Genomic DNA, 24,481 nt, shown 5'->3' with positions numbered 1-24,481 from the left:
TATGAAATTAAAGAGTTTTAGCCTTTTCATAATCAGTTTAGTTACAATAGAACTAAGTGGTCAAACACCAGTAAATGGAGTTAGACCATTTGATGTTTTAGCTAAAAATTCTTTAAAATTTAATAAATTTATTATTAATCCCAGTTTTAGTCATGTCAGAGAAGATGAATCTTTTATTAGTTTTTACAATAAAAGAAAATGGATTGGGTTTGAAAATTCAAGAACCGATTATTTCTTTAGTTTATCAGGAAAAATTCAAGAATTAAACGCTTATGGAATAGGATTATTTCAAAACAATGAAAGCATCTATTCTACATTTGGGATGGTAGGAAATTTTGCTAGAAATCTTGAAATTCTTCAAGATTCTAATCTTACTTTAGGCTTAAACATAGCTTATCTTAATAGTGGTATTAATGCAGGAAAAATAATTACAAATGTACCAGAAACTATATTGAATAACTTATCTAAGTACTCTTTAGTTTCTATTAATCCAGGAATTAATTTTGGTACAGGCTTTTTTGATATAGGTATAGTAGCTAATAATTTATTCCTGTACAATTTTAATCCATCTGGAATAGTACAAGGTAATCCTGCCAAAAATTTTGGATTACACGCCATGTATACAGGTTATATAGATCGTGATGGTATTTTAGAAAAAGCTAAGTTTTCTGCTTTAGGTCGTGCTGAAATAGGAACAGCTTATTCAGGATTTGGAGTTTCATTGCTCTTTAACGCTCCTAAAGCAGGTTGGATTCAAGCAGGCTATGATAATTTAAATGGTATAAATGCAGGTATTGGATTTATTTTAGCTAAAAAAATATCCGTTGGTTATGGAATTGAAAAACCTTTAGGAAATCTTTCTAATTTTGGATTATCTCATGAATTTACGTTAGCCTATAAATTGAGAGGTTATGGTGATTATGAAGATGAACGACCAATTGTAAAAGCAAGTACTAGAACAAATCCAAAAGCAAGTGATAAAGCGGTTCCTGTTAAAAAGAAAAGTCCGCAAGAATTAGCGAAAGAAAGAGCTGCTGAGTTAGCATTAAAGCAACAACAAGAAAAAGCACGTTTAGAAGCAGAACGCTTAAGAAAAGAAAAAGAATTAGCAGAAGCAAAGGCAAAAGCCGAACAAGAAGCTCGATTGAAAGCAGAAAAAGATCGTCTAGCTGCTCTAAAAGCAAAAGAGGAAGCCGAAGCTAGAGCTAAAGCCGAGATAGAAGCTCGATTAAGAGCTGAACAAGATAAAAATAAAGCATTATCAGAAGCAGAACGCCAACGTCAGGAACGTTTGGCCAATGAAGCTAGACTAAAAGCAGAGGCTGCAGCTAAATTAAAAGCCGAGCAAGATCGTCTAGAAAAAGAAAAGTCCGAAGCAGCACGTTTAGCTAAGGAAAAAGCGGAAGCAGATGCAAAAGCAAAAACGGATGCACTAGAACTTAAAAAAGCTGAACAAGATCGTCTAGCAAAAGAGAAAGCTGAAGCAGCACGTTTAGCTAAGGAAAAAGCGGAAGCAAATGCAAAAGCAAAAACGGATGCACTAGAACTTAAAAAAGCTGAACAAGATCGTCTAGCAAAAGAGAAAGCTGAAGCAGCACGTTTAGCCAAGGAAAAAGCAGAAGCAAATGCAAAAGCAAAAACGGATGCACTAGAACTTAAAAAAGCTGAACAAGATCGTCTAGCAAAAGAGAAAGCTGAAGCAGCACGTTTAGCCAAGGAAAAAGCAGAAGCAGATGCAAAAGCAAAATCAGAAGAACTAGAACTTAAAAAAGCTGAACAAGATCGTCTAGCAAAAGAGAAAGCTGAAGCAGCACGTTTAGCTAAGGAAAAAGCGGAAGCAGATGCAAAAGCAAAAGAACTAGCACGTGAAAAAGCCGAGCAAGATCGTCTAGCAAAAGAGAAATCCGAAGCAGCACGTTTAGCCAAGGAAAAAGCGGAAGCAGATGCAAAAGCAAAATCAGAAGAACTAGCACGTGAAAAAGCTGAACAAGATCGTCTAGCAAAAGAGAAAGCTGAAGCAGCACGTTTAGCTAAGGAAAAAGCGGAAGCAGATGCAAAAGTAAAATCAGAAGAACTAGCACGTGAAAAAGCCGAGCAAGATCGTCTAGCAAAAGAGAAAGCTGAAGCAGCACGTTTAGCTAAGGAAAAAGCGGAAGCAGATGCAAAAGCAGAAGCAGATGCAAAAGCAGAAGCAGATGCAAAAGTAAAAGCAGAAGAACTAGCACGTGAAAAAGCCGAGCAAGATCGTCTAGCAAAAGAGAAATCCGAAGCAGCACGTTTAGCCAAGGAAAAAGCGGAAGCAGATGCAAAAGCAAAAGCAGAAGAACTAGCACGTGAAAAAGCCGAGCAAGATCGTCTAGCAAAAGAGAAATCCGAAGCAGCACGTTTAGCCAAGGAAAAAGCGGAAGCAGATGCAAAAGCAAAATCAGAAGAACTAGCACGTGAAAAAGCTGAACAAGATCGTCTAGCAAAAGAGAAAGCTGAAGCAGCACGTTTAGCTAAGGAAAAAGCGGAAGCAGATGCAAAAGCAAAATCAGAAGAACTAGCACGTGAAAAAGCCGAGCAAGATCGTCTAGCAAAAGAGAAATCCGAAGCAGCACGTTTAGCCAAGGAAAAAGCAGAAGCAGATGCAAAAGCAAAATCAGAAGAATTAGCACGTGAAAAAGCCGAGCAAGATCGTTTAGCAAAAGAGAAATCCGAAGCAGCACGTTTAGCTAAGGAAAAAGCGGAAGCAGATGCAAAAGCAAAATCAGAAGAACTAGCACGTGAAAAAGCCGAGCAAGATCGTTTAGCAAAAGAGAAAGCCGAAGCAGCACGTTTAGCTAAGGAAAAAGCGGAAGCAGATGCAAAAGCAAAATCAGAAGAACTAGCACGTGAAAAAGCCGAGCAAGATCGTTTAGCAAAAGAGAAATCCGAAGCAGCACGTTTAGCTAAGGAAAAAGCGGAAGCAGATGCAAAAGCAAAATCAGAAGAACTAGCACGTGAAAAAGCCGAGCAAGATCGTCTAGCAAAAGAGAAATCCGAAGCAGCACGTTTAGCCAAGGAAAAAGCAGAAGCAGATGCAAAAGCAAAATCAGAAGAACTAGCACGTGAAAAAGCCGAGCAAGATCGTCTAGCAAAAGAGAAATCCGAAGCAGCACGTTTAGCTAAGGAAAAAGCGGAAGCAGATGCAAAAGCAAAAGCAGAAGAACTAGCACGTGAAAAAGCCGAGCAAGATCGTCTAGCAAAAGAGAAATCCGAAGCAGCACGTTTAGCCAAGGAAAAAGCGGAAGCAGAGGAATTAGCGCGTAAAGAAGCTTCAAAAACAGCAGAAGATAAAGAAATAGATAATTTATCAGGAGTTATAGAGGATTCTCAAAAATTACAATCGGAATCAATTAAAAAATTCCAAAGTATAGTGGCTGAGAAAGAAAAAGAATTAATAGCCATGCGTAAAGCAAATGATGATTCAGAAAAAGGAATTGTAGCCCCTGCTCAAGAAGTAGAGTTTAAGAGTATGAGTCAAGCTAATAAAGCTATAGAATCGTTAAAAAATGAAATTGCACTTAATATAAAACAACAAGATCAATTTATTGCCGAATATCAGAATTTAGCAGCAGAACGTTTGAAAAAAATACCAAATAAGAATGACGTAATTAATCAATCGTATCTTAAAACAATAGAAAAATTAAAGCAAGATAAAGTTCGATCAGAAGAAGAGAGCAAACAATTAATTACTAAATTAGAAGATATTAAAACTCAAACAGAGATAGAAAAAAGACGTCGTATTAAGAAAGCTAATTTTGAAGATGCTTCAGCAAAGTATCAAAAAGATCGCGCAACCTTAAGTCAAATAAAGACAAGTACAAGCGCAACAGGTCAATCTTATAAAGCAGCTGATTTTGATTATGGAGATAGTGATCAGATTAATATGCAAATTGTAAAAAATGTTGCTAATGAAAAACCTGGTTTTTATATGGTATTAGCTACCCATAAAGATGAAGCAAGACGTGACGCTTTTATTAAAAAAGCAATTCAAGCAGGAGAAAAAAATATTGATTTCTTTTATGATGTAAGTACAGGTACCTATTTCATTTATAGTAGTCATTATGACGAAATAAATGAAGCAGATGAAGCTATGAAAAATAAAGGAGAAAAACCTTATAATGGTAAGATGGTGATTATTAAAATAGAAAAATAATTATTTTTTAGATTGTATGTGATTTGTTACTAAAACAAGTTCATAAAAAGATAAAATTATATAACTTTATTAGTTTTTAAATAATAAACGAACGCCCTATGAGATCGAGTTATTACTTATGTATTTTATTGTTCTGGAGCTTAGGATTTCATCAATCCTTTGCACAACAATTTAAGCCTTTTTCTGTCGTCAATCAGACAAATGGTCTTAATGCAGATATTTTATTAATAGGAAATAATAATTTATCGCAGAGCTCAACTTTGCCATACGATGGAGATGAACCTAATGATAGGATTAGTATGGTTTATGTTAATGTAGATACTGCAGATAGAAGCGTTTACAATGCTAGTAAAGCTGAATTAAAAATTCCTACTGCTTACCAAGCCTGTCATAAAGTAAAATATGCGGCATTATATTGGGCAGGGATTTATAGTAATACAACATTAGATATTAAAAAAGTTAAATTGAAACTTCCAAAATCTACGGTTTATGAAGATATATCAGGTACCCTTATCTATAATCAAACCACTGAAGTAAATAAGCCTTACGCAGCTTTTGCTGATGTTACTGATTTATTAAATAAATTGGGAGATATTCAAGGTGATTATACTGTGGCCAATATCGTTTGTTCAGAAGGTAAGGTTACAGGAGGTTATTCGGCAGGATGGCATTTGTATGTTATATACGAAAATCCTAATTTGCCAGCTAAAAATATTACTTCTTTTAATGGGTTTACAAAGTTGAATAATACTAATTCTTTAGATGTACCTGTTAGTGGATTTAAAACAATACCTACAGGAAACGTAGGAGCTTGGGTAGCATTTGGAGCATTAGAAGGAGATCAACAAATATCAGGTGATTTTTTTAAAATTAATAATGTATTAATGCAACCTCCTTTTAGAAAAATCAACCAATTTACTTCAGATTATAAACAAAATTTCTTTAATAGTACTTTAACTGATCCTTCAGGACTTTTATCAGGTAGAACACCTAGTAGTAGGAATACCTTAGGTTATGACGCTGGTATTTTTAAAGTAGATAATCCTAGTAATTCTGTAATTAAAAATAATGATACATCAGCTTCTATTAATCTAGGGACAAATGGTGATCAGTACTTTGTTTTTTTTACAGCTTTTGCTGTTGATGTTATTGGACCTAGAGTCATATTAAGGAAAAATGTAACAAATAACGCAGGTTTAGATATTTCTAATCAAACCGTAGATATATGTGATGAAATTAATTACAATATATATTTTGATAATATAGGTAATGACGATGCACAAGGTTTAACATCTCATAAATATGGAACTAATTACGTATTGTTAAAGGATATTCTTCCTCAAAATGTAAGTTTACAAAGTATTACATCTACAAATACGACATTAAATACTTCGATGAAATATGAAAAAAACCCTACAAATCCTAGGGAGTTGTTTATTTATATTCCTAAAGCATATCTAAAAAAAGATGCTCCAGAGTATTCAATTAAAATCAAGGTAAAAATTGCTTGTTCTTGTGATGAGTTTACAACAGCTTGCTCAAATGAAATTAAAAACCAAGCTTTTGTTGAATACAGTGGTGTTATTAATAATGCGGAAAATCACAATGATCCTAGTTATTCTCAAATAGATCCTAATTGTTTAGTAGGTTCTACAAATTCAACAAACTTCATTGTTGGTTTAGATAAGAAATGTAATTTCACTACAGAAGTTCTTTATTGTGGTAATACAACCACATTAAAAGCAGGAAACAATTATGATAATTATGTTTGGACAGGTCCTGCAGGTGCAACTTTTACTCCTAATAAAACAAGTCAAGAAGTAACAGTAAATTTACCAGGAACTTATACGGTAACAGGCACAGATGCTATTTGTAGATCTATTGTTCAAACATTTAATGTTAAACTATACGGAGCAGATCTTGAAAATCCTCTAATTAAATACGATCAAAGTCTTACTCCTGTTCAGTGTACTGATTCAGGTGAAAGAATTCCTAGTATTTATCTTTGTGGTAAAGACGATAGTAAATTATTACAACCTAATATTGCAGGAGCTATAAAAGTAGAATGGCAATTATATGATGAAACTAAAGCAGGTTGTGGTCCCTATAATCCTGTAACGAACTGTCCTGTTACAGCAGATTCATGTTGGAATAAAATAGTTGAGGCAAACGAATACGCTGTTTCAAATGAAGGAAAATATAGGCTTATTTATACTTTTGTTGGAGGATGTACAAGAACTTTTTATTTTAATGTTTATAAAAATCTAACAGAAACAGAGGTTAAAGTATTACCTACTGTATGTGGTGCCCCAGGTTCTATAACAGTTATTAAACCTGTTAATAGTACAGGTAAATTTCAATTCCAATTAGTACAACCAAATGGAACATTGGGTGTTTGGACCGTTAATCCTGTATTTCAAATATTAACAGCAGGTAATTACACAATAAATGTAAAAGATAATACGGTTCCTGGTTCTTGTCAAATTCCTATTAAAAACATCGAGGTACCAGCTAATAATATATCCGTTTTACCAACGGTTTCACAACCTAAATGTAATGGAGATTTAGGATCTGTTAATTTAGGTGTTTCAGGAGTAGATGGTCCTTATACATACACTTTATATCAAGGAACAAATGCCTCTGGATTAATTGTAGGAAACTCAGTTACTACGGCACAGGCATATAATATATTTAATAATTTAACACCTGGTTTGTCTTACTATTGGATTGTTACCACTCCAAGTTGTACTAAAGATGGAACTTTTACTTTAATTAACCCTGCTCAATTGGTATTAAATGCCTCTATAACAAAACCTTTAAGCACATGTTCAGATGGCGAAATTACAATATCAGCAACTGGAGGTACTGCACCATACTTTTTCTATTTGAATAGTGCTCCTCCTGCCCCATTTTTAACAACTAATGTTATTTCTGTTACAAATCCTGGAATTAATACCATTACTGTATATGATTCTAATAACTGTACTCAAACAACTCAAATTAATGTTGTAAAAGTTCCAGCTCCTGTATATACAGTAAGCTATACTGATGTAAAATGTTATAATGATAATTCTGGTACCATTACATTTAATGTTACGAATGCAAATGGAAATACATTAGGATATAGCATTACTGGAGGTGCTCCTTTTACTAATAATTCATCGTTTACAAATTTAGCACCAGGTATTTATACACCTGTAGTTCAATATACCATAGGTACTGCGGTTTGTACAAAAACAGAACCTAATATTACGATTTCTCAACCTGAAAATCCATTAACTGCTTCTGGAGGTGTTATGGCATTAGCATGTAATACGACTGGAGGTAAAGGAATTATTCGTATCACAAATGTAGAAGGAGGAAAGCCATTTACTGGACCATCTTATTTATACAACTTTGGTAATGGTTGGACTAATGTAAATCAAGCTTCAGTAGCCCCAGGTACTTATACTGTTTATGTTAAAGATGCTGCTGATTGTGTGTTTCCAATGACGGTTACTTTAGATCCTATTCCTCCTGATCCAACAATTAACACGTCTGCACCTGCCTTTAATTGTAATGGTTCCGCTACGAGTACCGTTACGGTTAATAATGGTTCTACGGCTTATACATATACCTATTCTATCTCACCAGCATTGAATCCGCCACATGATCCTACTTCTAATGTGTTTAAGAATGTTCAATGTGGACACTCTGTTATAACAGTAAATTATAATTTAACGAACCCTCCTACTTTTAGTAATTTATTAAAAGAAGATTTTGGATCGGGTCCAGATGTAGAATCTCCAGGTATTAACAAAGGCTTTTGTTGGGAGGCGCAAGTAGAGGCTACGAAATGTCATGACGATAAACGTTTTGGTAACGGAGAATACACAATTACACAATTTATACTTAATAACCCTTATTCAGGTTGGTCTATTCCTTTAGATCACACTACTGGAGCAAGGCCAGGTAGATATTTAGCTGTAGATGCTGGAAATGCTATACCTAATAATGCTGTTTTATATAGAAAAACAATCAAAGATATCATTCCTAATCAACCAATTCTAGTTCGTTTTTATGCAAGAAATCTATTAAGAATTGGAAATACACAGCCAGATGCTTCTCTAACAGTAGAGTTACAAAATACTACAGGTGTAGCTTTATCTTCTAGTTCTACAGGAGCTATACCTAAGACAGAAAAATGGGAAGTATACAACAAAACTATAAACCCAGGAAATAATACAACCCTTGATTTTGTTCTAAGATTAGAAGTTGCAAAAGAAGACGGTATTGATTTTGCTGTAGACGATATAGAAGTATATCAATTGCCTATAACTTGTATTGCAACTAAAACTATTCCTGTAAATATCCCATGTGGACAAGCTTTTTCTGCTCAAATTACAGGACATAAAGACATAAGTTGTGCAGGATTAAATGATGCTACAATTACCATAGCTGCACAAAATTTTAATACAACTTCAGGGTATCAAGTATCAATGAATAATGGTGCTACTTGGACATCTTATAAAACATCTCCTGTAACAATAGCTGTTCCTCCAGCTGGATATCCAGGATTTGTATTGGTAAAATACGACTTAACTGCTGCTAATGCAGGTTGTAGTTTTAATTTACCACAAGCCATAATTGTACCAGCTCAATTACAAGTACAAACTAATATAACTTCTGCTACTTGTACTACTGGTGCTATTGTATCAGTTACTGCTACTGGAGGTACTCCTGCTTATCAGTATCAATTAGAAACTACTACGGGTGTTCCTGTTATAAATTATCAACCAAATAATAAATTTAATAACGTTGCACCAGGTGATTATGTGGTTGTGGTAAAAGATGCTAATGGATGTACACAAAAAGCAACAATTACTATTGGTATTGCACCTAAACCAACCATACAAGTACTAGCAACATCTGATTTTTGTTATGATGGAACCAATGCTGCTACTATAGTAGTAAGTGCATCAGGTGGTACTCCAGGTTATCAATATCAATTAGAAAATAATACAGGAACTATTTTAATTCCTTTCCAAAATAATGCTACTTTTTCAAACTTAACACCAGGGAGTTATGTTGTGGTAGTAAGAGATACTTTTGGTTGTACTGCAGCTACATCAGCGCAACAAATTAATGCACAATTGGTAGCAACAGCTACTTTAACAAAAGATGCTGATTGTAATCCATCAAACCCAAATGCAGAAATTACACTTGCAATTTCAAATGGTTATCCAAATTATTCATATCAAGTAAGTACAGATGGAGGTGTAAATTATACTCCAGCAGTACCTACTCCTATAGCTAATTTGCCATTTAAATACTCAATACCTCCTGTTTTAGCTGATACTACATATCAATTTTTAGTAACAGATAGTAAAGGATGTAAAGTAACCACGAATACTGTAACCGTTAAAAAATTAGTACCAATAATTGCTAATCCTTCTACCGTAGCTGTAACCTGTAATGGAGGAGCGGATGGAAGTGTTACCTTTGCTCCTACTGGTGGTGCGGGTGGTTATCAAATTAACTTTAATAATGCTGGTTTCTCTAATCAGACTAGCTATGCTGGTTTGGCACAAGGAACATATAATTATATTATTCGAGATCTTAAACAGTGTACTATTACAGGAACTATTACAATTAGTCAACCTAATATTTTAAAGGCTACAGCTGTACTAAATCCAAATTACACGTGTAAAACGAATGCTACTATCACAGTTACAGTGTTACCAAATGAAAATGGTGCTGGAGGTGTTGAGTATAGTAATAATAACGGTAATACATGGCAGTCATCTAACGTTTTCAGTAATTTAATTGCGGGTACTTATACCATAGTAGTCAGAGACAAAAATGGTTGTCGTTTTACGATTAACCCTCCATTTGTAGTAGTTCCATTAACCCCTCCAACGGATTTAACGGTTACTCCTACTTCTTCTATGACTTGTCCTGCTAAAACAATTAATGTACAAGTGACCGTTACAGGAGGTAGCTTACCTCTAAAAGAGTATGCTATAACAGATCCAGTAGCTGCGGCTGTAACAAATACTACAGGCGCTTTTACTAATCTATCTGCGGGTACCTATACCTTTGTAGTTACTGATGCAAAAGATTGTACGTATACTGAAAAATATACTATCAATCCATTACCAGATATGTCAATATCTAATCGAATTCTATCAGATATTAAATGTTTAAATGGAACTGAAGGATCTGTTGAAATATCGGTATCAAATTTTGGAACAGGTTATTCATACGTAGTAACAGGTCCTACTCCTTCTGTAGGTACAGGAACTACATCGCCTTTTGTATTAAACAATTTAAGAGCAGGAAATTATACAGTTGATGTAACTAATACTACAACAAAGTGTAAGATAACTACCTTATTTGAGATAAAAACACCTACAGTTGCTTTAGATGCAACATTAGATAAAGATCCTATTACTTGTACAAAACAAGGAAGTATCATTGTTAATGCTACTGGAGGATGGGGAGGTTATACCTATACAATTAGTCCTGCTGCGGGTACTTTAACTGGTAATATATTTAGTAATTTGCCAGCTAACAACTATACTGTAACTATTAAGGATGCAGGAGGGTGTCAAGTATCGAAAACAATTAATTTAACGAACCCAAATCGTCCTACGATTGCTTTAGCAGGAGCTTCTGATTTTTGTTATGACAATACAAACAAAGCATCTTTAGTTGTATCCGCTTCAGGAGGGATTTCTCCTTATAGTTTCAGTTTGAATGGAGGGGCTTTTGTACCAAGTAATACGCCTACTGATAGTCATACTTTTAATGGTTTAATTCCAGGTACTTATACAATAGTTGTACGAGATGCTTATGGATGTACAAATCCTACAGTATTCCAACAAACAATTAATAGCGAATTAAATGCAACAATTGTTTTAAATAAGGGATACGATTGTACGGCTACGCCAGATGCTGTTATTAAAGGTAGTATTTCAAACGGTTATTTACCGTATGGCAAATATGAAGTAAGTTATAATGGTGGAGCTTACACCGTAGTAGGCACTATTACAGGTTCTACCTTTACATATCCTGTTTTATTAGCAAACTCAGGTACTTATAAATTCCGTATTACAGATGCTAAAGGATGTCAAATAGAGACTAATATATTAGATATAAAACCACGTTCGTTACCTAATTTATCTTTAAACATAACTAGTCCAACCGTAAAATGTCATGGTGATGCCACAGGTGCTTTTACTTGGAGTGTTACAAACGGAACACCTGATTATACTATATCAGTTGTAAATACAACAACGGGTATTAATTATGGTACACAAACAGCTGGTTTACCTGCTGGTAATTATTCTGTTACTGTTACAGATGCAAAATCTTGTACTGATACTAAAACTTTCAGTATTACAGAACCAGCTTTATTAAATTATACAATTAAAATTAATCCTCTTGCTTGTAATATTGGAACTAAAAATTATATAAAAGGATCTATTTGTGTAAATACAGATTTAACAGGAGGAACATTACCTATTACCTTTACATTAACTGATGCATCAGGTGTACAAGTAGGTACTCCGATTGTTGTTAATTCTTTACCACTAGCTACTACAGTTTGTTTCCCTAATATTGATTATGGTGTTTATACTGTAAAGGCAGTTGATGCTAATGGTTGTTCAAAAGTAGTTCCAAATCAAATTATATCTAGCCCACCTTCAGATTTAACATTTACTTTTACAGGTGTGGCTACTTGTGCAACAGGTGCAAGTTTACAAGTAGATATTTCAGGAGGAGTTATTGGTCCAGGTACTTATCAGTTTGGTATTGTTGATTTACCAGCTGCTCCATGGTCAACTACTCTTGTTAATTCTAATAATGGAGCTGCTTCTCATATTTTTAATGGTTTAATTCCAGGGGCTACTTATAGTATAGTGGTATATGATACAACAACAGGATGTTATCACTTCCAAACGGCTCCTACGGTACCTTCGTTTATTAATCCTACTTTATCTCAGGTTATTAATAATGTGACGTGTAGAGGTGCTGCTGATGGATCTATTAAATTTACTTTAAGTAATTTAAGTGCAGGTGTTACTCAGTTTTCATACCAATTAATTAATGCGGCTACTAATGTAAACATTGGAGCCCCTGTAATAATTAATTTGCCTTTTGTTTATCCATATTCAATTAATCCTTTAGCACCAGGTTCGTATAATATCTTAATACGTGAAATCAATGGAGCAAATGCAGGATGTGGAAAGACATTTGGTCCTTATGAAATAAAAGAGTCTGCAACGGATTTAATACTTGATTTGACAAGCACAAATGATAATTGTAAACCTAATGCTGGTATTATTACAGCTGCTGCTTCAGGTGGTACAGGACCTTACTTATATCAAGTATTTGTTGATTCTGGTGCAACTGGGGTAATAGATGGTACTGATCCTATAACGACAAATTCTGCATTTATTAGTTCTTTTGATCCATTAATCCATAAATCTAATGTATTTAATTTAGAGGGAAAAAATTATATAGTATATGTAAAAGACGCTAATGGTTGTATTAAATTTAATTTCATAAAGGTTGATGTAGATTCAGAACCAATTATTTCTGCAACGGTTAATAATTTATGTGCTGCTGAGGGTAATTTTGCTATTGATGTAGTACTTACAACTTCTGGTATTGCACCTCATGTGTATAGTATAGATGGTGGTGCTTTTCAAGCACAGACAGCACCGTTTACTATTTCTAATCTTTCTTCAGGAGTACATACCGTAGAAGTAAAAGATAAAAATAATTGTGGTAATAAGGTTACAGTTACAATTTTAAAACCTTTAAAAGCAATTGGTGATTTTACCTTACTTCCTACTTGTAATACAGCTACTGGTACGATTACTATTAAGGCAAATGATGGAAGTGGTAACTATAGTTATAGTCAAATAGCTCCTCCAGGAACCACTAATTTAAATGGTATTTTTAATTCTTTAGCTCCAGGTAACTACACTTTTGAAGTAACGGATCTTACAACAAATTGTAAAGTAACTGTTCCTGTAAATTTAGCACCTGCTAAAGATGTTCTTTTCGTAGCAGCAACAGTTACTAATACTAAATGTATAGGTAGTAATGATGGTAGTATAACTGTAAATTTAGATACTACTAATACAGATGCACCGTACAAATATAGTATAGCTCCTGATCCAAACGGTGTGGGAGTACAAGATACGAACCTCTTTGTAGGTTTACCTTTAGGTAATTATGTTGTCACAGTAACTTCTGCAAGAGGTTGCTCGGCTACTCAAAACGTAAGAGTAGATGAGCCAACACCTATTAACATTACCGCTGTAGCTACTCAGTTTGCATGTAATGCTACGAATGCTTATAATCCTGCAGAAATCAAAGTTACAAATGTTACAGGAGGTACAGGAATATATACAACTTATGAGTTTGAACTGGCTGGTGTTGTTTTACAATCTGGTGCTAGCTCTGTATTTAAAACACAAGATACAGCTGGTGGTTCTTACACAATAAGAGTGTTTGATTCTAACAGATGTATCGGAACTACAAAAGTTGATATTAATGCTATAACACCATTAGGAGCAACCATAGTTAAAAATCAAGCTATTGATTGTACTCAAAATGAAATTATTAGTATTAATGCTACAGGAGGTTCAGGTAATTATACTTACCAAGTAATTCCTTTTGGAGCAACTAACGTGGTTGCTGGACCAACTGCTAATCAATTTACAATTAGTGCAGCAGGTTCTTATACTTTCCAAGTAATAGATGCAACCACTGGATGTTTTATTCAAATAGGACATCAAATAAATGTATTTAAAACATTAACCGCTATTCTAGCACCTGATGCAAGTGTAAAATGTTTTGGAGATACTACTGGTGGAAGTTTATTATTAAGTGTTCAAGGGTATTCAGGACCTTATACGTATACTTTATATGATAATACTAATACAATAGTTGCTGGACATAATGGTATTATAGTTGATAATACTGTAACCAATCCGTTTACTATATCAGGTCTACCAGCGGGGACTTATACAGTTAAAATTAAGGAAAATAACTTTCCTAAGTGTGATATTACAACAGCTTCTGCTACTGTAGGTACTCCTACACAATTGGCAATAACAGCTACTGTAGATAAAAATGATAATTGTAATTCTCTAGCAGGTATTATTAAAGTTTTAGGTAATAATGGTACTCCTACCTACTCCTATATTGTTGCGTTAGCTACTGATCCTGCTCCTACAGCTGCTTCTGTGGGATGGACAACTTCCACCGTATTTAATCGTGATGGAGGTAATTACATAGCTTATGTAAAAGATGCCAACAATTGTATCGCACAGGTGCCAGTTATTCTGCCTACTGATAAGAATCCTGTACTAACACTCCCAGTGTTTGCTGCTAATCAATGTACTTCTAATGGTACAGATTATGTAATAACAGCAACTAGTGTTGTAGATGGAATAGCTCCTTATACTTATAGTATTACAAATGCTAATGGAACTAGCTCATTTGTAAATGTAATTGCACCGTATACCTTTAATGGATTAATTATAGGAAATAATACGATTACTATAAAAGATGCTAATGGATGTACCGACAGTAAATCAATTATTGTATATCCGCCATTAAATATCAATCCTACTATTGTTGCTCAGCCTACTTGTAATGCTAATGATGGTAAGATAACACTTACTGCTGTTGGCGGATCGGGTAATTATGAATACACGTATGGAGCTACAGTAAATGGTACAGGTATATTTACAGGTTTACCATTTGGAGATTCCACTTTCACAGTTAGAGATTTGACTACTGCTTGTACTAAAAATATTACAGTTAAATTAGAAAAACCAGATGATGTATTGATCGCTTCTATACTACCTACCTCTACTATCTGTAATGGAGATAGTAACGGAACGATTACAGTAAATTTAGAACCGGCTCCATCAAATGGAAATCCTATTTATACTTATGCTTTAGTTTTCCCTTCTCAACAATTGAGGCCAGCACAAACTAATAATGTATTTACAGGATTACCAGCGGGTAATTATACTGTTGAAGTTACTTCAGGTAGAAATTGTAAAGTAAAACAACAAGTTACAATCTCTCAGCCTGACGTGATGACTGTCCCATCTCCTATTGTTAATCAGTTTGCTTGTACACTAAATACTAACTCTGTTAATGCTGCTTCAATTACTGTTAATGGCGTAACAGGTGGTTCTGGTAAATATGTAAACTATGAGTTTGTTTTAAACGGTAAGCAAGTTTATTTTGGTCCAGAAAAAACCTATTCAACAACGGATATAGTAGGTGGAAAATATACTATAAATGTATATGATGATAAAGGATGTAAAGGAACTGCTACAGTTGATGTAAATCCTTTTGTTAGTATTTCTGGACCTAATATTGTGGTAAATAATGATATTACATGTATTAGTGGTGAGGATATTACGGTAAGTGTTACTACTACAGGTGCACCAGTTCCTTTGTATGATTACAATGTAACTAATATCAGAACAGGAGCATCTATTACTAATACTACAGGTATCTTTACTAATTTAGGAAAAGATAACTACATGGTTACAGTTACTAACAATAAAACGAATTGTAGTGTTCAAAAAATACATTATGTAGCAGATCCAAATACTTTTGCTATACAATTAGCAAATACCAAGGATGTAACTTGTAAAGGAAGTTTTACAGGTAGTACAGAGGTTTCCATAGTAGATACCATATTAAGTAATGGAAATCAAGCTGGAGAATTTAATTATACGGTTACAAATAACAATACTGGATTTAATTTAGTAGGAAATAGTGCTACTGCAGGACCACTCCTCATTAATGGGCTTTCTGCTGGTACTTATACTCTTAATGTTACTTTAGCTAAAAAACCTAATTGTACTTTCTCGTCTAATTTTACAATTAACGAACCGAACAATGCACTTACGATTGCCACTACTAAAGGATTATTAACTTGTACACCAGGTAATGATGGTTCTATTAGCACAGTTGCTACAGGTGGTTGGGGTAATTACACCTATACTATATCACCAGTTGAAGGACAGCAATTATCTCCAGGTATATTTACTGGATTATCAGGTAATTCAGCTTATACCATAACAGTTAAAGATGAAAAAGGTTGTTCTGTAAATCAGATAGTTAATTTATCTAAACCCGCTATTATTGATGCACCTAATATTGCACCAGTACAATTACGTTGTTTTGGTGTAAATGATGGAGTAGTACAAGTAGTAGGCGTAACAGGTGGTTATAATGTTCCTAATGATTATAATTACACTTTACATTATGTAAATCCTGTAGGAGTTACTTCAGGACCTCAAGCATCTAATACGTTTACTAATTTGGCTCCTGGACGTTATTATGTTATTGTGAATGACGCTTCTAATTGTCCATCTAAGCAATTATTCTTTGATGTATTACCTGCTAAAGAAATAAAAACATCTTTATCGTTAGTACCTAATTCACAAATTTGTGATACAAGCCAAGCTAGTTTAATTCTTACAGCTACTGGAGGTACAGGTATATTTGAATATAGTAATTCTCAATCAGGACCATGGACACCATTCGTTTCTCCTTTGAGATTAAATAATTTAGCTGCTGGCATAACTTATAAATATTATGTTCGTGATACAAATGCTTGTGCTGGGGTTGAAACAAATGGATACACAATCAGTACTTTGTCACCATTTACGATTGATCCAATTTCACCTATCAAAGTAAATTGTTCGTATGACACAGCTAGAGTTGTTGCCCATGCAAGCGGAGGACAAGGAAACTATACGTATGTGTTATTACCTTCAAATATTTCTAATACTACAGGTATATTTATGGATGTCCCAGTAGGAAATCATACAATTCAAGTTAGAAGTGGTAATTGTACTTCTATAAGTACTCCTGTATCTATTAGTTCACCAGCTGAATTAAAATTTGACTTAAAAGGAATTCAGACTACTTGTTCATACAAAAGAGATGGAAAAATTGTAGTAACCTTAAAAGGTATTGATAATCGTAAATTACAATATTCTATTAGTTCAGCAGATGGCTCTTACACACATCAACAAGTTTATACAGTTAACGACAATGATTTAGCCGCTGGTACTTTTACAATTAGTAATCTAAAACCAGACACTTATGAGATAAATGTGTTTACAGTTGCTACTTCATGTCATCCACCAGTACAATCTGTACGTATTACAGCACCAGCAGAACTTAAAGGTACTGTGACTGGTATAGATGAAATATGTGCTAATGAAAATAGAGGAGAAATTCATATTACAAATATTCAAGGAGGTACAGGACCTTATTTTGTAACAAAAGAATACAAAATAAGTTTTGATAATTCAACCCCGCCAGTTGAAGTTGATGATTCAATTTATGAACCAATTAACAATCTAGACGGTGTGAACTCTCATGTATTTAATGGATTAGACGGTAAAAAATATTCTATTGCTATTAAAGATTCTAACGGTACAAATTGTAAAGCCCTTTATGATATTATAATAGGCCCTGGTGATAGTTTTGATCCTGGAATTAATGTTACTTATCCTTGTAACCCATTGACAAATAAACCAATGGTACGAATTGAAGTAATAAATAAATTAGATGCTAAAGGTGCTTTTGTTGGTAATTATAAATTTAGTTTAGATAATTTACCTGCACAAACTAGTAATATATTCTTATCTACTGATCCGAAATATACGAACCAGTTTTTAGCTCCTGCATTTCATACCGTGTTTGTAGAAGGACCAAACGGATGTCCAAATAACAATGTGCTTCCAACTCCGTTCATGGTAACTCCTCTAAATGAATTAGATGTTGTATTAAGTATTTCAGGTCTTAATACTGCAATGGCAGTTGCTACAGGAGGTTCAGGTAATTATAAGTATACATTCTTTGCAGATGGACAACAAATGCAATCAGGATCTAATAATACTTTTATTTACTATCAGCAATATGAACAAATAAAAGTAATCGTTACCGATGATAGTGGATGTAATGATATAGATGCTAAACGTTTAACTTATATACCTATTTGCGTTCCTGACGTAATGACACCAGATGGAAATGGAGAAAACGATGATTGGGGGCCTGGTTGTGTAGATCCTACAGTTTATCCAAGATTAGTAACACATGTTTATGATCGTTACGGTCGTCTAATTGCTACATTACCAGTTGGAGCAAGATGGAACGGTAAATATAATGGTAAAGAATTACCTTCTGGTGATTACTGGTATGTTATAAAAGTAGATAATAATGATGGCAAAGAGTTTGTAGGTCACTTCACTCTTTATAGATAATTTAACTTTTGAGTTATGACAATTCGTACACTATATAGTAAATCAAAAAAAGCTTTTACAATGTTAGCTTTTTCTATAGTATCCTCAGGGATTGCTCAGGAGTTACACCTACCTGCAGCCACTCAATATTTAGCAGATAATCCATTTGTTTTATCACCTACCTATGCTGGGATAGGTGATAATGCAAGGATTCGTGTTAACGGTTTTTTTCAATGGGTTGGTATTAAAGATGCCCCTAATAATCAGGCCGCTTATTTTGATATGCGCATATTAGATCAATCAGGAATTGGTCTTCACGTTTATAATGATAAAAATGGGAATAGCCGTCAGATAGGAGCTAAACTATCATTTGCACATCATATTATCTTAGATTATCCAAGTAAACAGTATTTTTCTTTTGGTATGTCTTATAATTATAATAATTTTAGACACGAAATCGAAAATTTTCAAACATCTGATGTTAGCGTAAATAATGATCGTTTTATTAATAATAGTAATTTTGACGTAGGTTTCTTGTATAGAAAAAGTAAATTTTATATTAATTTAAATTTTAGTAACCTATTACCAAAAGATCTTAAGAAGTTTCCTGTTTCACCAGAACCTAATCAATTACGTAATTATCAACTTTATACAGGTTATGTTTTTAAAGGAAACCGTGATTCTAGAACTGAAATAGAACCTTCCGCTTATGTTCAATATTTTGAAAGTGACGGACGTTCTACAACAGATATGAATCTTAAGTATCGTTATATAGATTACCAACGTACAGGTTATTTTTGGTTAGGAGCAACCTACCGTTTTCTAAACGACCAACCTATGAAACCACTATCAATTGGACCTATGTTAGGATTAAAAAAAGGAGGTTTTTATGCTGGATATGCTTATCAAGTTACAACTAACGAATTGGTAAAATACAACTCAGGTACACACATGATTACTTTAGGATGGGATTTCTTCCAAGGTATCAGTAACTGTCCTTGTACTCAAAATTCTTTATCAGAAGATTAAACCTTTAATTTAAATATTTTAAAGGCTAAAAATATAGCTAGATCCAATATTTAGCATTTTTTAGCCTTTTTTATTTTATTTTTGTATAAAAAAATAACACAATGAAAACGATTTTTGACATTGATTTTAGAGGCAAAAAAGCCTTAATTCGAGTTGATTTTAATGTGCCTTTAGATAAGAATTTTAATGTTACAGACACAACTCGCATTGAAGCAGCTAAACCCACCATTGATAAAATTTTAAATGAAGGGGGATCTGTCATTTTATTATCACATTTAGGAAGACCAAAGGGAGTACAACAAGAATTTTCTTTGAAACATATAGTATCTAAAACAGCAGAAATTTTAGGTAAACCAGTAGATTTTGCATCAGATTGCATCGGATCTATTGCTGAAAATGCTGTTATGAACCTTAAAGAAGGTCACGTTCTACTATTAGAAAATTTACGATTCTATAAAGAAGAAGAAGAAGGGGATATTGAATTTTCTAAAAAATTAGCTTCCTTTGGTGATATTTATGTAAATGATGCTTTTGGTACAGCACATAGAGCGCATGCTTCTACTGCTATAATAGCACAATTCTTTCCTGATAAAAAATGTTTTGGATCTCTTTTAGTAAAAGAAATAGAGAGCCTAAATAAAGTTTTAAACAATAGTGTAAAACCTGTAACAGCAGTATTAGGAGGTAGTAAAGTTTCTTCCAAAATTACAGTTATTGAAAATATTTTAGATAAAATTGATCACATGATTATTGGCGGAGGTATGACTTTTACTTTTATTAAAGCATTAGGAGGTCAGATTGGTAATTCATTATGTGAAGATGATAAACTAGATTTAGCCCTTGAAATTCTTGAAAAAGCCAAATCTAAAGGAGTTCAAATTCATTTGCCAGTTGATGTATTAGCTGCTAATTCTTTTTCTAATACAGCAGATACAAAATTAGTAAACGTTAACTCAATCCCCGATGGATGGTTAGGAATGGACGTAGGTCCTAAAACGTTAGAAACAATCAAAGAGGTTATTTTAAATTCAAAAACTATTTTATGGAATGGTCCTCTTGGTGTTTTTGAAATGGAACATTTTGCAAATGGTACGATCGAATTAGGAAATTATATAGCAGAGTCTACTCAAAATGGTGCTTTTTCATTAGTCGGAGGAGGAGATAGTGTTGCCGCTGTAAAACAGTTTGGTTTTGAACCTAAAATGAGTTATGTTTCAACAGGAGGTGGTGCCATGTTAGAAATGCTAGAAGGTAGAATTTTACCCGGAATTGCAGCCATTTTAAATTAATTAAGTGAATTTTAACATTTTTTATTATTGTAAATCAAAATTAGGTTTTATGTTTGTAAATCTAATATAAATAGCTGAAAATAAGTTATTTAATAAATTAAAGCTGATGATTAGAAAGAAACTTGCTCTCAATCTATTTTTACTGGTATCTGCTTTTGGAACTTATGCACAAAATAAGATTCCACAGGATTCTGTTTCAAAACTTATAGTTAAACGATCTTATTTAGATTCTATAAAGAGAACTTTTGTAGTTAATGAAACGTCAGATTGCATAGACAATCAACATATAAAAGAACTATCTAATACACAAGATATTTTTGATGGAATTGTTTCAGATATTAAAAATCTTGATTTAAATATAAAAGTAGACTTTGATTTGCCAACAGATGTATTCAAAGAAAGATTACGTTTATTAGATGAAAAGTCTCCTTTTAATATTGAATATAATCCACAACTAGAAAACTTAGTTAAAAATTTTCTAAAAAACCGCAAACGATCTTATGAACGTTTAATGGGATTATCTCAGTTTTATTTTCCTTTATTTGAAGAAGCAATGGCTCGTTATGATGTACCTTTGGAAATCAAATATCTTTCAATTGTAGAATCAGCATTACGATCTAGTGCTGTATCCAGAGTAGGAGCAACGGGTTTATGGCAATTCATGTACGAAACAGGTAAGCAATACGGGTTAAAAATTGATTCCTATATAGATGAACGTAAAGACACCTTTAAAGCAACCGATGCAGCCGCACGTTATATGCAAGGAATGTACAAAATTTTTGGAGATTGGGAACTCGTTTTAGCTTCCTACAATTCAGGAGCAGGAAACGTAAGTAAAGCTATTCGCCGTTCTGGAGGCTTTCAAAATTTTTGGAATATTAAACATAAATTACCCCGTGAAACACAAGGTTATGTACCTGCTTTCTTAGCCACTATGTACATTTTTGAGTATCATAAAGAACACGGATTAGTACCTTATAAACCTGTAGCAAAACATTTTGAAACGGATACGATCGCTTTGAAACGAAAGGTAAGCTTTAAACAATTGGCAAGTTTATTAGATATGCCTGAATCTGACATTGAGTTTTTAAATCCATCTTATAAAATGAAGGTGGTTCCTTATGTAACTGGTAAGAACCATTTCATTTGTTTGCCCAAAAAGAAATTAGCCATTTTAGCTTCTAATGAAGAAAAAATTTACGCTTATATTGATCACCAAGAAAGTCAGAGAGAAAGACCTTTTATAAGACAAATCAAACCACGTGTTATTAAAGAAATATTTGATACAGAAAAAGTTACAGAAGAAAGCTTGGTTAATAAAACAGAATCTAAAAAACCTCTATTACAGAAATTTCATATTGTTAAAAAGGGTGACGATGCAAGAAAACTAGCAGAGAAATATAACGTAGCAGTTGCTGATATAAAAAAATGGAATAGATTAAGAGGAATACATTTATTAAGAGGATCTAGAATCCGTATTAAATACGATGAATCTAATACTATTGCTGCAAATGCTGTTCAAGAAATAGAAGAAAGCAATCCAACCACATTAAATGTAGTGGGAAATATTCCGAAAAACAAGATAACAGATTTGGTTTATAAAGATTCAAAAGTTAAAAACGAATTAAATACAACCGCTGATGCAGCTCCTTCTGAACATGTTGTTTTACAAGGAGAAACGCTTTATGCCATTGCTAAAAAACATCATTTGTTTGTGTCAGATTTGAAAAAATGGAATCAAATTGAAAATGGTATGGTAAATCCAGGTGATGTTATAAAATTAACTGAATCAAAACAAGAAATAATTACTCAAACAGATTTATACATAGTAAAAAAAGGAGATAATTTTGTAAAAATTGCTAAAAATTACGGTGTAACTGTTGATGAACTTATGCAATGGAATGATAAAATATCAAAAGAAGTTAAAGTAGGAGAACAACTAAAAATTGAAAAAACTATTGCGGCTAAAGTTGAATTACCAAAAAAGAAACTTCCATTTGATGAGCAAAAACTCTATATAGTTCAAAAAGGAGATTCGTTATTTAAAATTTCCAAAAAATACAACACAACGGTTGCAGAGTTAAGAAAGAAAAATAATATAAAAGAAAATGATCTACAGCCAGGAATGAAAATAAAAATTTAACATACAGTAAAGGACGCATTAGCGTCCTTTAATTTTTTAAAAGAATTTAATTATGCAAGAATTTAAAATAAAGCGTTTTGAAGAACTTTCTGTAGACGAATTGTATGATATATTACACTTGCGTTCAGAAGTCTTTGTAGTAGAACAGAATTGCCCTTATTTGGATATTGATAAAAAGGATTCGAAAGCAATTCATGTATTAGGTTATTTAAATGGAGAATTAGCTAGTTATTGTCGTATGTTTAACGCAGGCGATTATTTTAAAGAATCATCAATTGGTAGAGTCGTAGTTTCTCCTAAATATCGTAGTCTTAAGTTAGGTCATGAGTTGATGAAAGTTGCTATTGATACACTAGAAGATGCTTATGACCAAAAGAATATTACAATATCAGCACAAGAATATTTAGTCAAGTTTTATAAAACTCATGGTTTCATACAAACCTCCGAAGTATACTTAGAAGATGATATTCCACATATAGAGATGAAAAGAAAATCTTTTTAAGAGACTATAAAAAATTGTGTAAGTATAAAAATAATGAGGCTGTCCAAAAAGTAATAAATCAATATGCAGTTTATCACTCTGCTAAGGAGAAGTCTCATAATCAACATTATCTGATTTCTCCCTTTGGTCGAAATAACAAGATTGCGAACTTTTTGGACAGTCTCAAGGTTAAAAAAATAGTATTATGAGGAAATTTCAAAGTTTAAATGTTATAAGCAATTTAAAATCAAAAATTACCAATCTTTTTTGACCAGATTATCATCTAAACAAAATAAGCCCGATAAAATATCGAGCTCATTATTATCAAAATAAAATTAAATTTGTCTAAACTTGTGGGAGCAGTACAAATGCACAGCCTCTTAAATATTATTTATTTTTTCCCTTGGGTCTAAATGGATAAGTCCAACTCAAGAATGGAGTTATTTTTCTAGTTTGAATCCAGATTCTTCCTTTTCCTTGAAATCTACATACTAATCCTTCTCCTGAAAAGAAAAGTGATTTATAACCACCCACTCTGCTTATATCATACGTTAAACCTTCCGTAAAAGCTACAATATGACCAGTGTCTATTACATAACCATCTTCTACATCTATAGGAATGATTCCTCCATAGGAGTTAAACCAAAGATCCCCTTCTCCAGAACATTTAATTAAAAATAAGTTTTCACCTGAAAAAAAGCCTTTTGTTAAACCTTGAAATTTTGAATCAATAATTATATTTTCCGAAGAGGCTAAAAAGGCACTATTTTGAATATAGATGGTTTCGTTGTTTAAATAGATGTGTTCTATATCTCCAGGACAAGCAGGTGCTAATTGAATATCACCTGAACCATTTTTTGCCGTAAATTCATTGATGAATAATGACTCTCCTGTCAAAAATCTTGAAAAACCTCCTTTAAGCGTTGTTTTCATTTCAAGATTAGTATCCATAGTAGCCATTGCACTTGCTTCTACCTTTAATTTTTCTCCAGCGGGTATATTGATGGTTACAAAACCAAAATCTGGTTTGCAATCCATTGAAAATTTGAATCCTTTATTTTGTGTTTCCATAAT

General features: G+C 33.2%; 7 protein-coding genes. 6 read left to right on the top strand and 1 reads right to left on the bottom strand.

Annotated elements, in window-relative coordinates; translation table 11 throughout:
- Position 1: 1 nt before the first annotated feature.
- From AWN65_RS14140 to AWN65_RS14115, 6 genes are all read left to right on the top strand, one after another.
- The gene (locus AWN65_RS14140; protein ID WP_060383723.1) at positions 2 to 4,180 is read left to right on the top strand and encodes a PorP/SprF family type IX secretion system membrane protein; all 4,179 of its coding nucleotides are present in this window, start codon (positions 2 to 4) and stop codon (positions 4,178 to 4,180) included.
- 98 nt (positions 4,181 to 4,278) lie between these two features.
- A complete protein-coding gene (locus tag AWN65_RS14135; RefSeq protein WP_060383722.1) occupies positions 4,279 to 18,486 on the top strand; it encodes a T9SS type B sorting domain-containing protein in 14,208 nt (4,735 codons plus the stop codon).
- 15 nt (positions 18,487 to 18,501) lie between these two features.
- Positions 18,502 to 19,494: a PorP/SprF family type IX secretion system membrane protein gene (locus AWN65_RS14130; protein ID WP_081078462.1), complete on the top strand. Its 993-nt coding sequence runs from the start codon at positions 18,502 to 18,504 to the stop codon at positions 19,492 to 19,494.
- 101 nt (positions 19,495 to 19,595) lie between these two features.
- On the top strand, positions 19,596 to 20,783 hold the full coding sequence (locus AWN65_RS14125; RefSeq protein WP_060383721.1) for a phosphoglycerate kinase: 1,188 nt from the start codon (positions 19,596 to 19,598) through the stop codon (positions 20,781 to 20,783).
- Positions 20,784 to 20,889: 106 nt separating this feature from the next.
- Entirely contained in the window at positions 20,890 to 22,926 is a 2,037-nt protein-coding gene (locus AWN65_RS14120) for a LysM peptidoglycan-binding domain-containing protein (RefSeq protein WP_060383720.1), read from the top strand.
- A gap of 52 nt (positions 22,927 to 22,978) precedes the next feature.
- Positions 22,979 to 23,428, top strand: a complete 450-nt coding sequence (locus AWN65_RS14115; RefSeq protein ID WP_060383719.1) for a GNAT family N-acetyltransferase — start codon at positions 22,979 to 22,981, stop codon at positions 23,426 to 23,428.
- A gap of 366 nt (positions 23,429 to 23,794) precedes the next feature.
- On the opposite strand, the gene AWN65_RS14110 is transcribed toward AWN65_RS14115, so the two are convergent.
- Positions 23,795 to 24,478: a TIGR00266 family protein gene (locus AWN65_RS14110; RefSeq protein ID WP_081078461.1), complete on the bottom strand. Its 684-nt coding sequence runs from the start codon at positions 24,476 to 24,478 to the stop codon at positions 23,795 to 23,797.
- Positions 24,479 to 24,481 lie beyond the last annotated feature (3 nt).

It is taken from the genome of Flavobacterium covae, from assembly GCF_001534645.1.
In the GTDB taxonomy this organism is placed as follows: domain Bacteria; phylum Bacteroidota; class Bacteroidia; order Flavobacteriales; family Flavobacteriaceae; genus Flavobacterium; species Flavobacterium covae.
Note: the sequence above shows the minus strand (reverse complement) of the source record. Positions and strands in the feature narration are given on the sequence as shown.

What these genes read in the sequence shown, in the direction of transcription:
- AWN65_RS14140 (WP_060383723.1), top strand. Translation starts at nt 2, where the DNA reads ATGAAATTAAAGAGTTTTAGCCTTTTCATAATCAGTTTAGTTACAATA.
- AWN65_RS14135 (WP_060383722.1), top strand. Translation starts at nt 4,279, where the DNA reads ATGAGATCGAGTTATTACTTATGTATTTTATTGTTCTGGAGCTTAGGA.
- AWN65_RS14130 (WP_081078462.1), top strand. Translation starts at nt 18,502, where the DNA reads ATGACAATTCGTACACTATATAGTAAATCAAAAAAAGCTTTTACAATG.
- AWN65_RS14125 (WP_060383721.1), top strand. Translation starts at nt 19,596, where the DNA reads ATGAAAACGATTTTTGACATTGATTTTAGAGGCAAAAAAGCCTTAATT.
- AWN65_RS14120 (WP_060383720.1), top strand. Translation starts at nt 20,890, where the DNA reads ATGATTAGAAAGAAACTTGCTCTCAATCTATTTTTACTGGTATCTGCT.
- AWN65_RS14115 (WP_060383719.1), top strand. Translation starts at nt 22,979, where the DNA reads ATGCAAGAATTTAAAATAAAGCGTTTTGAAGAACTTTCTGTAGACGAA.
- AWN65_RS14110 (WP_081078461.1), bottom strand. Translation starts at nt 24,478, where the DNA reads ATGGAAACACAAAATAAAGGATTCAAATTTTCAATGGATTGCAAACCA.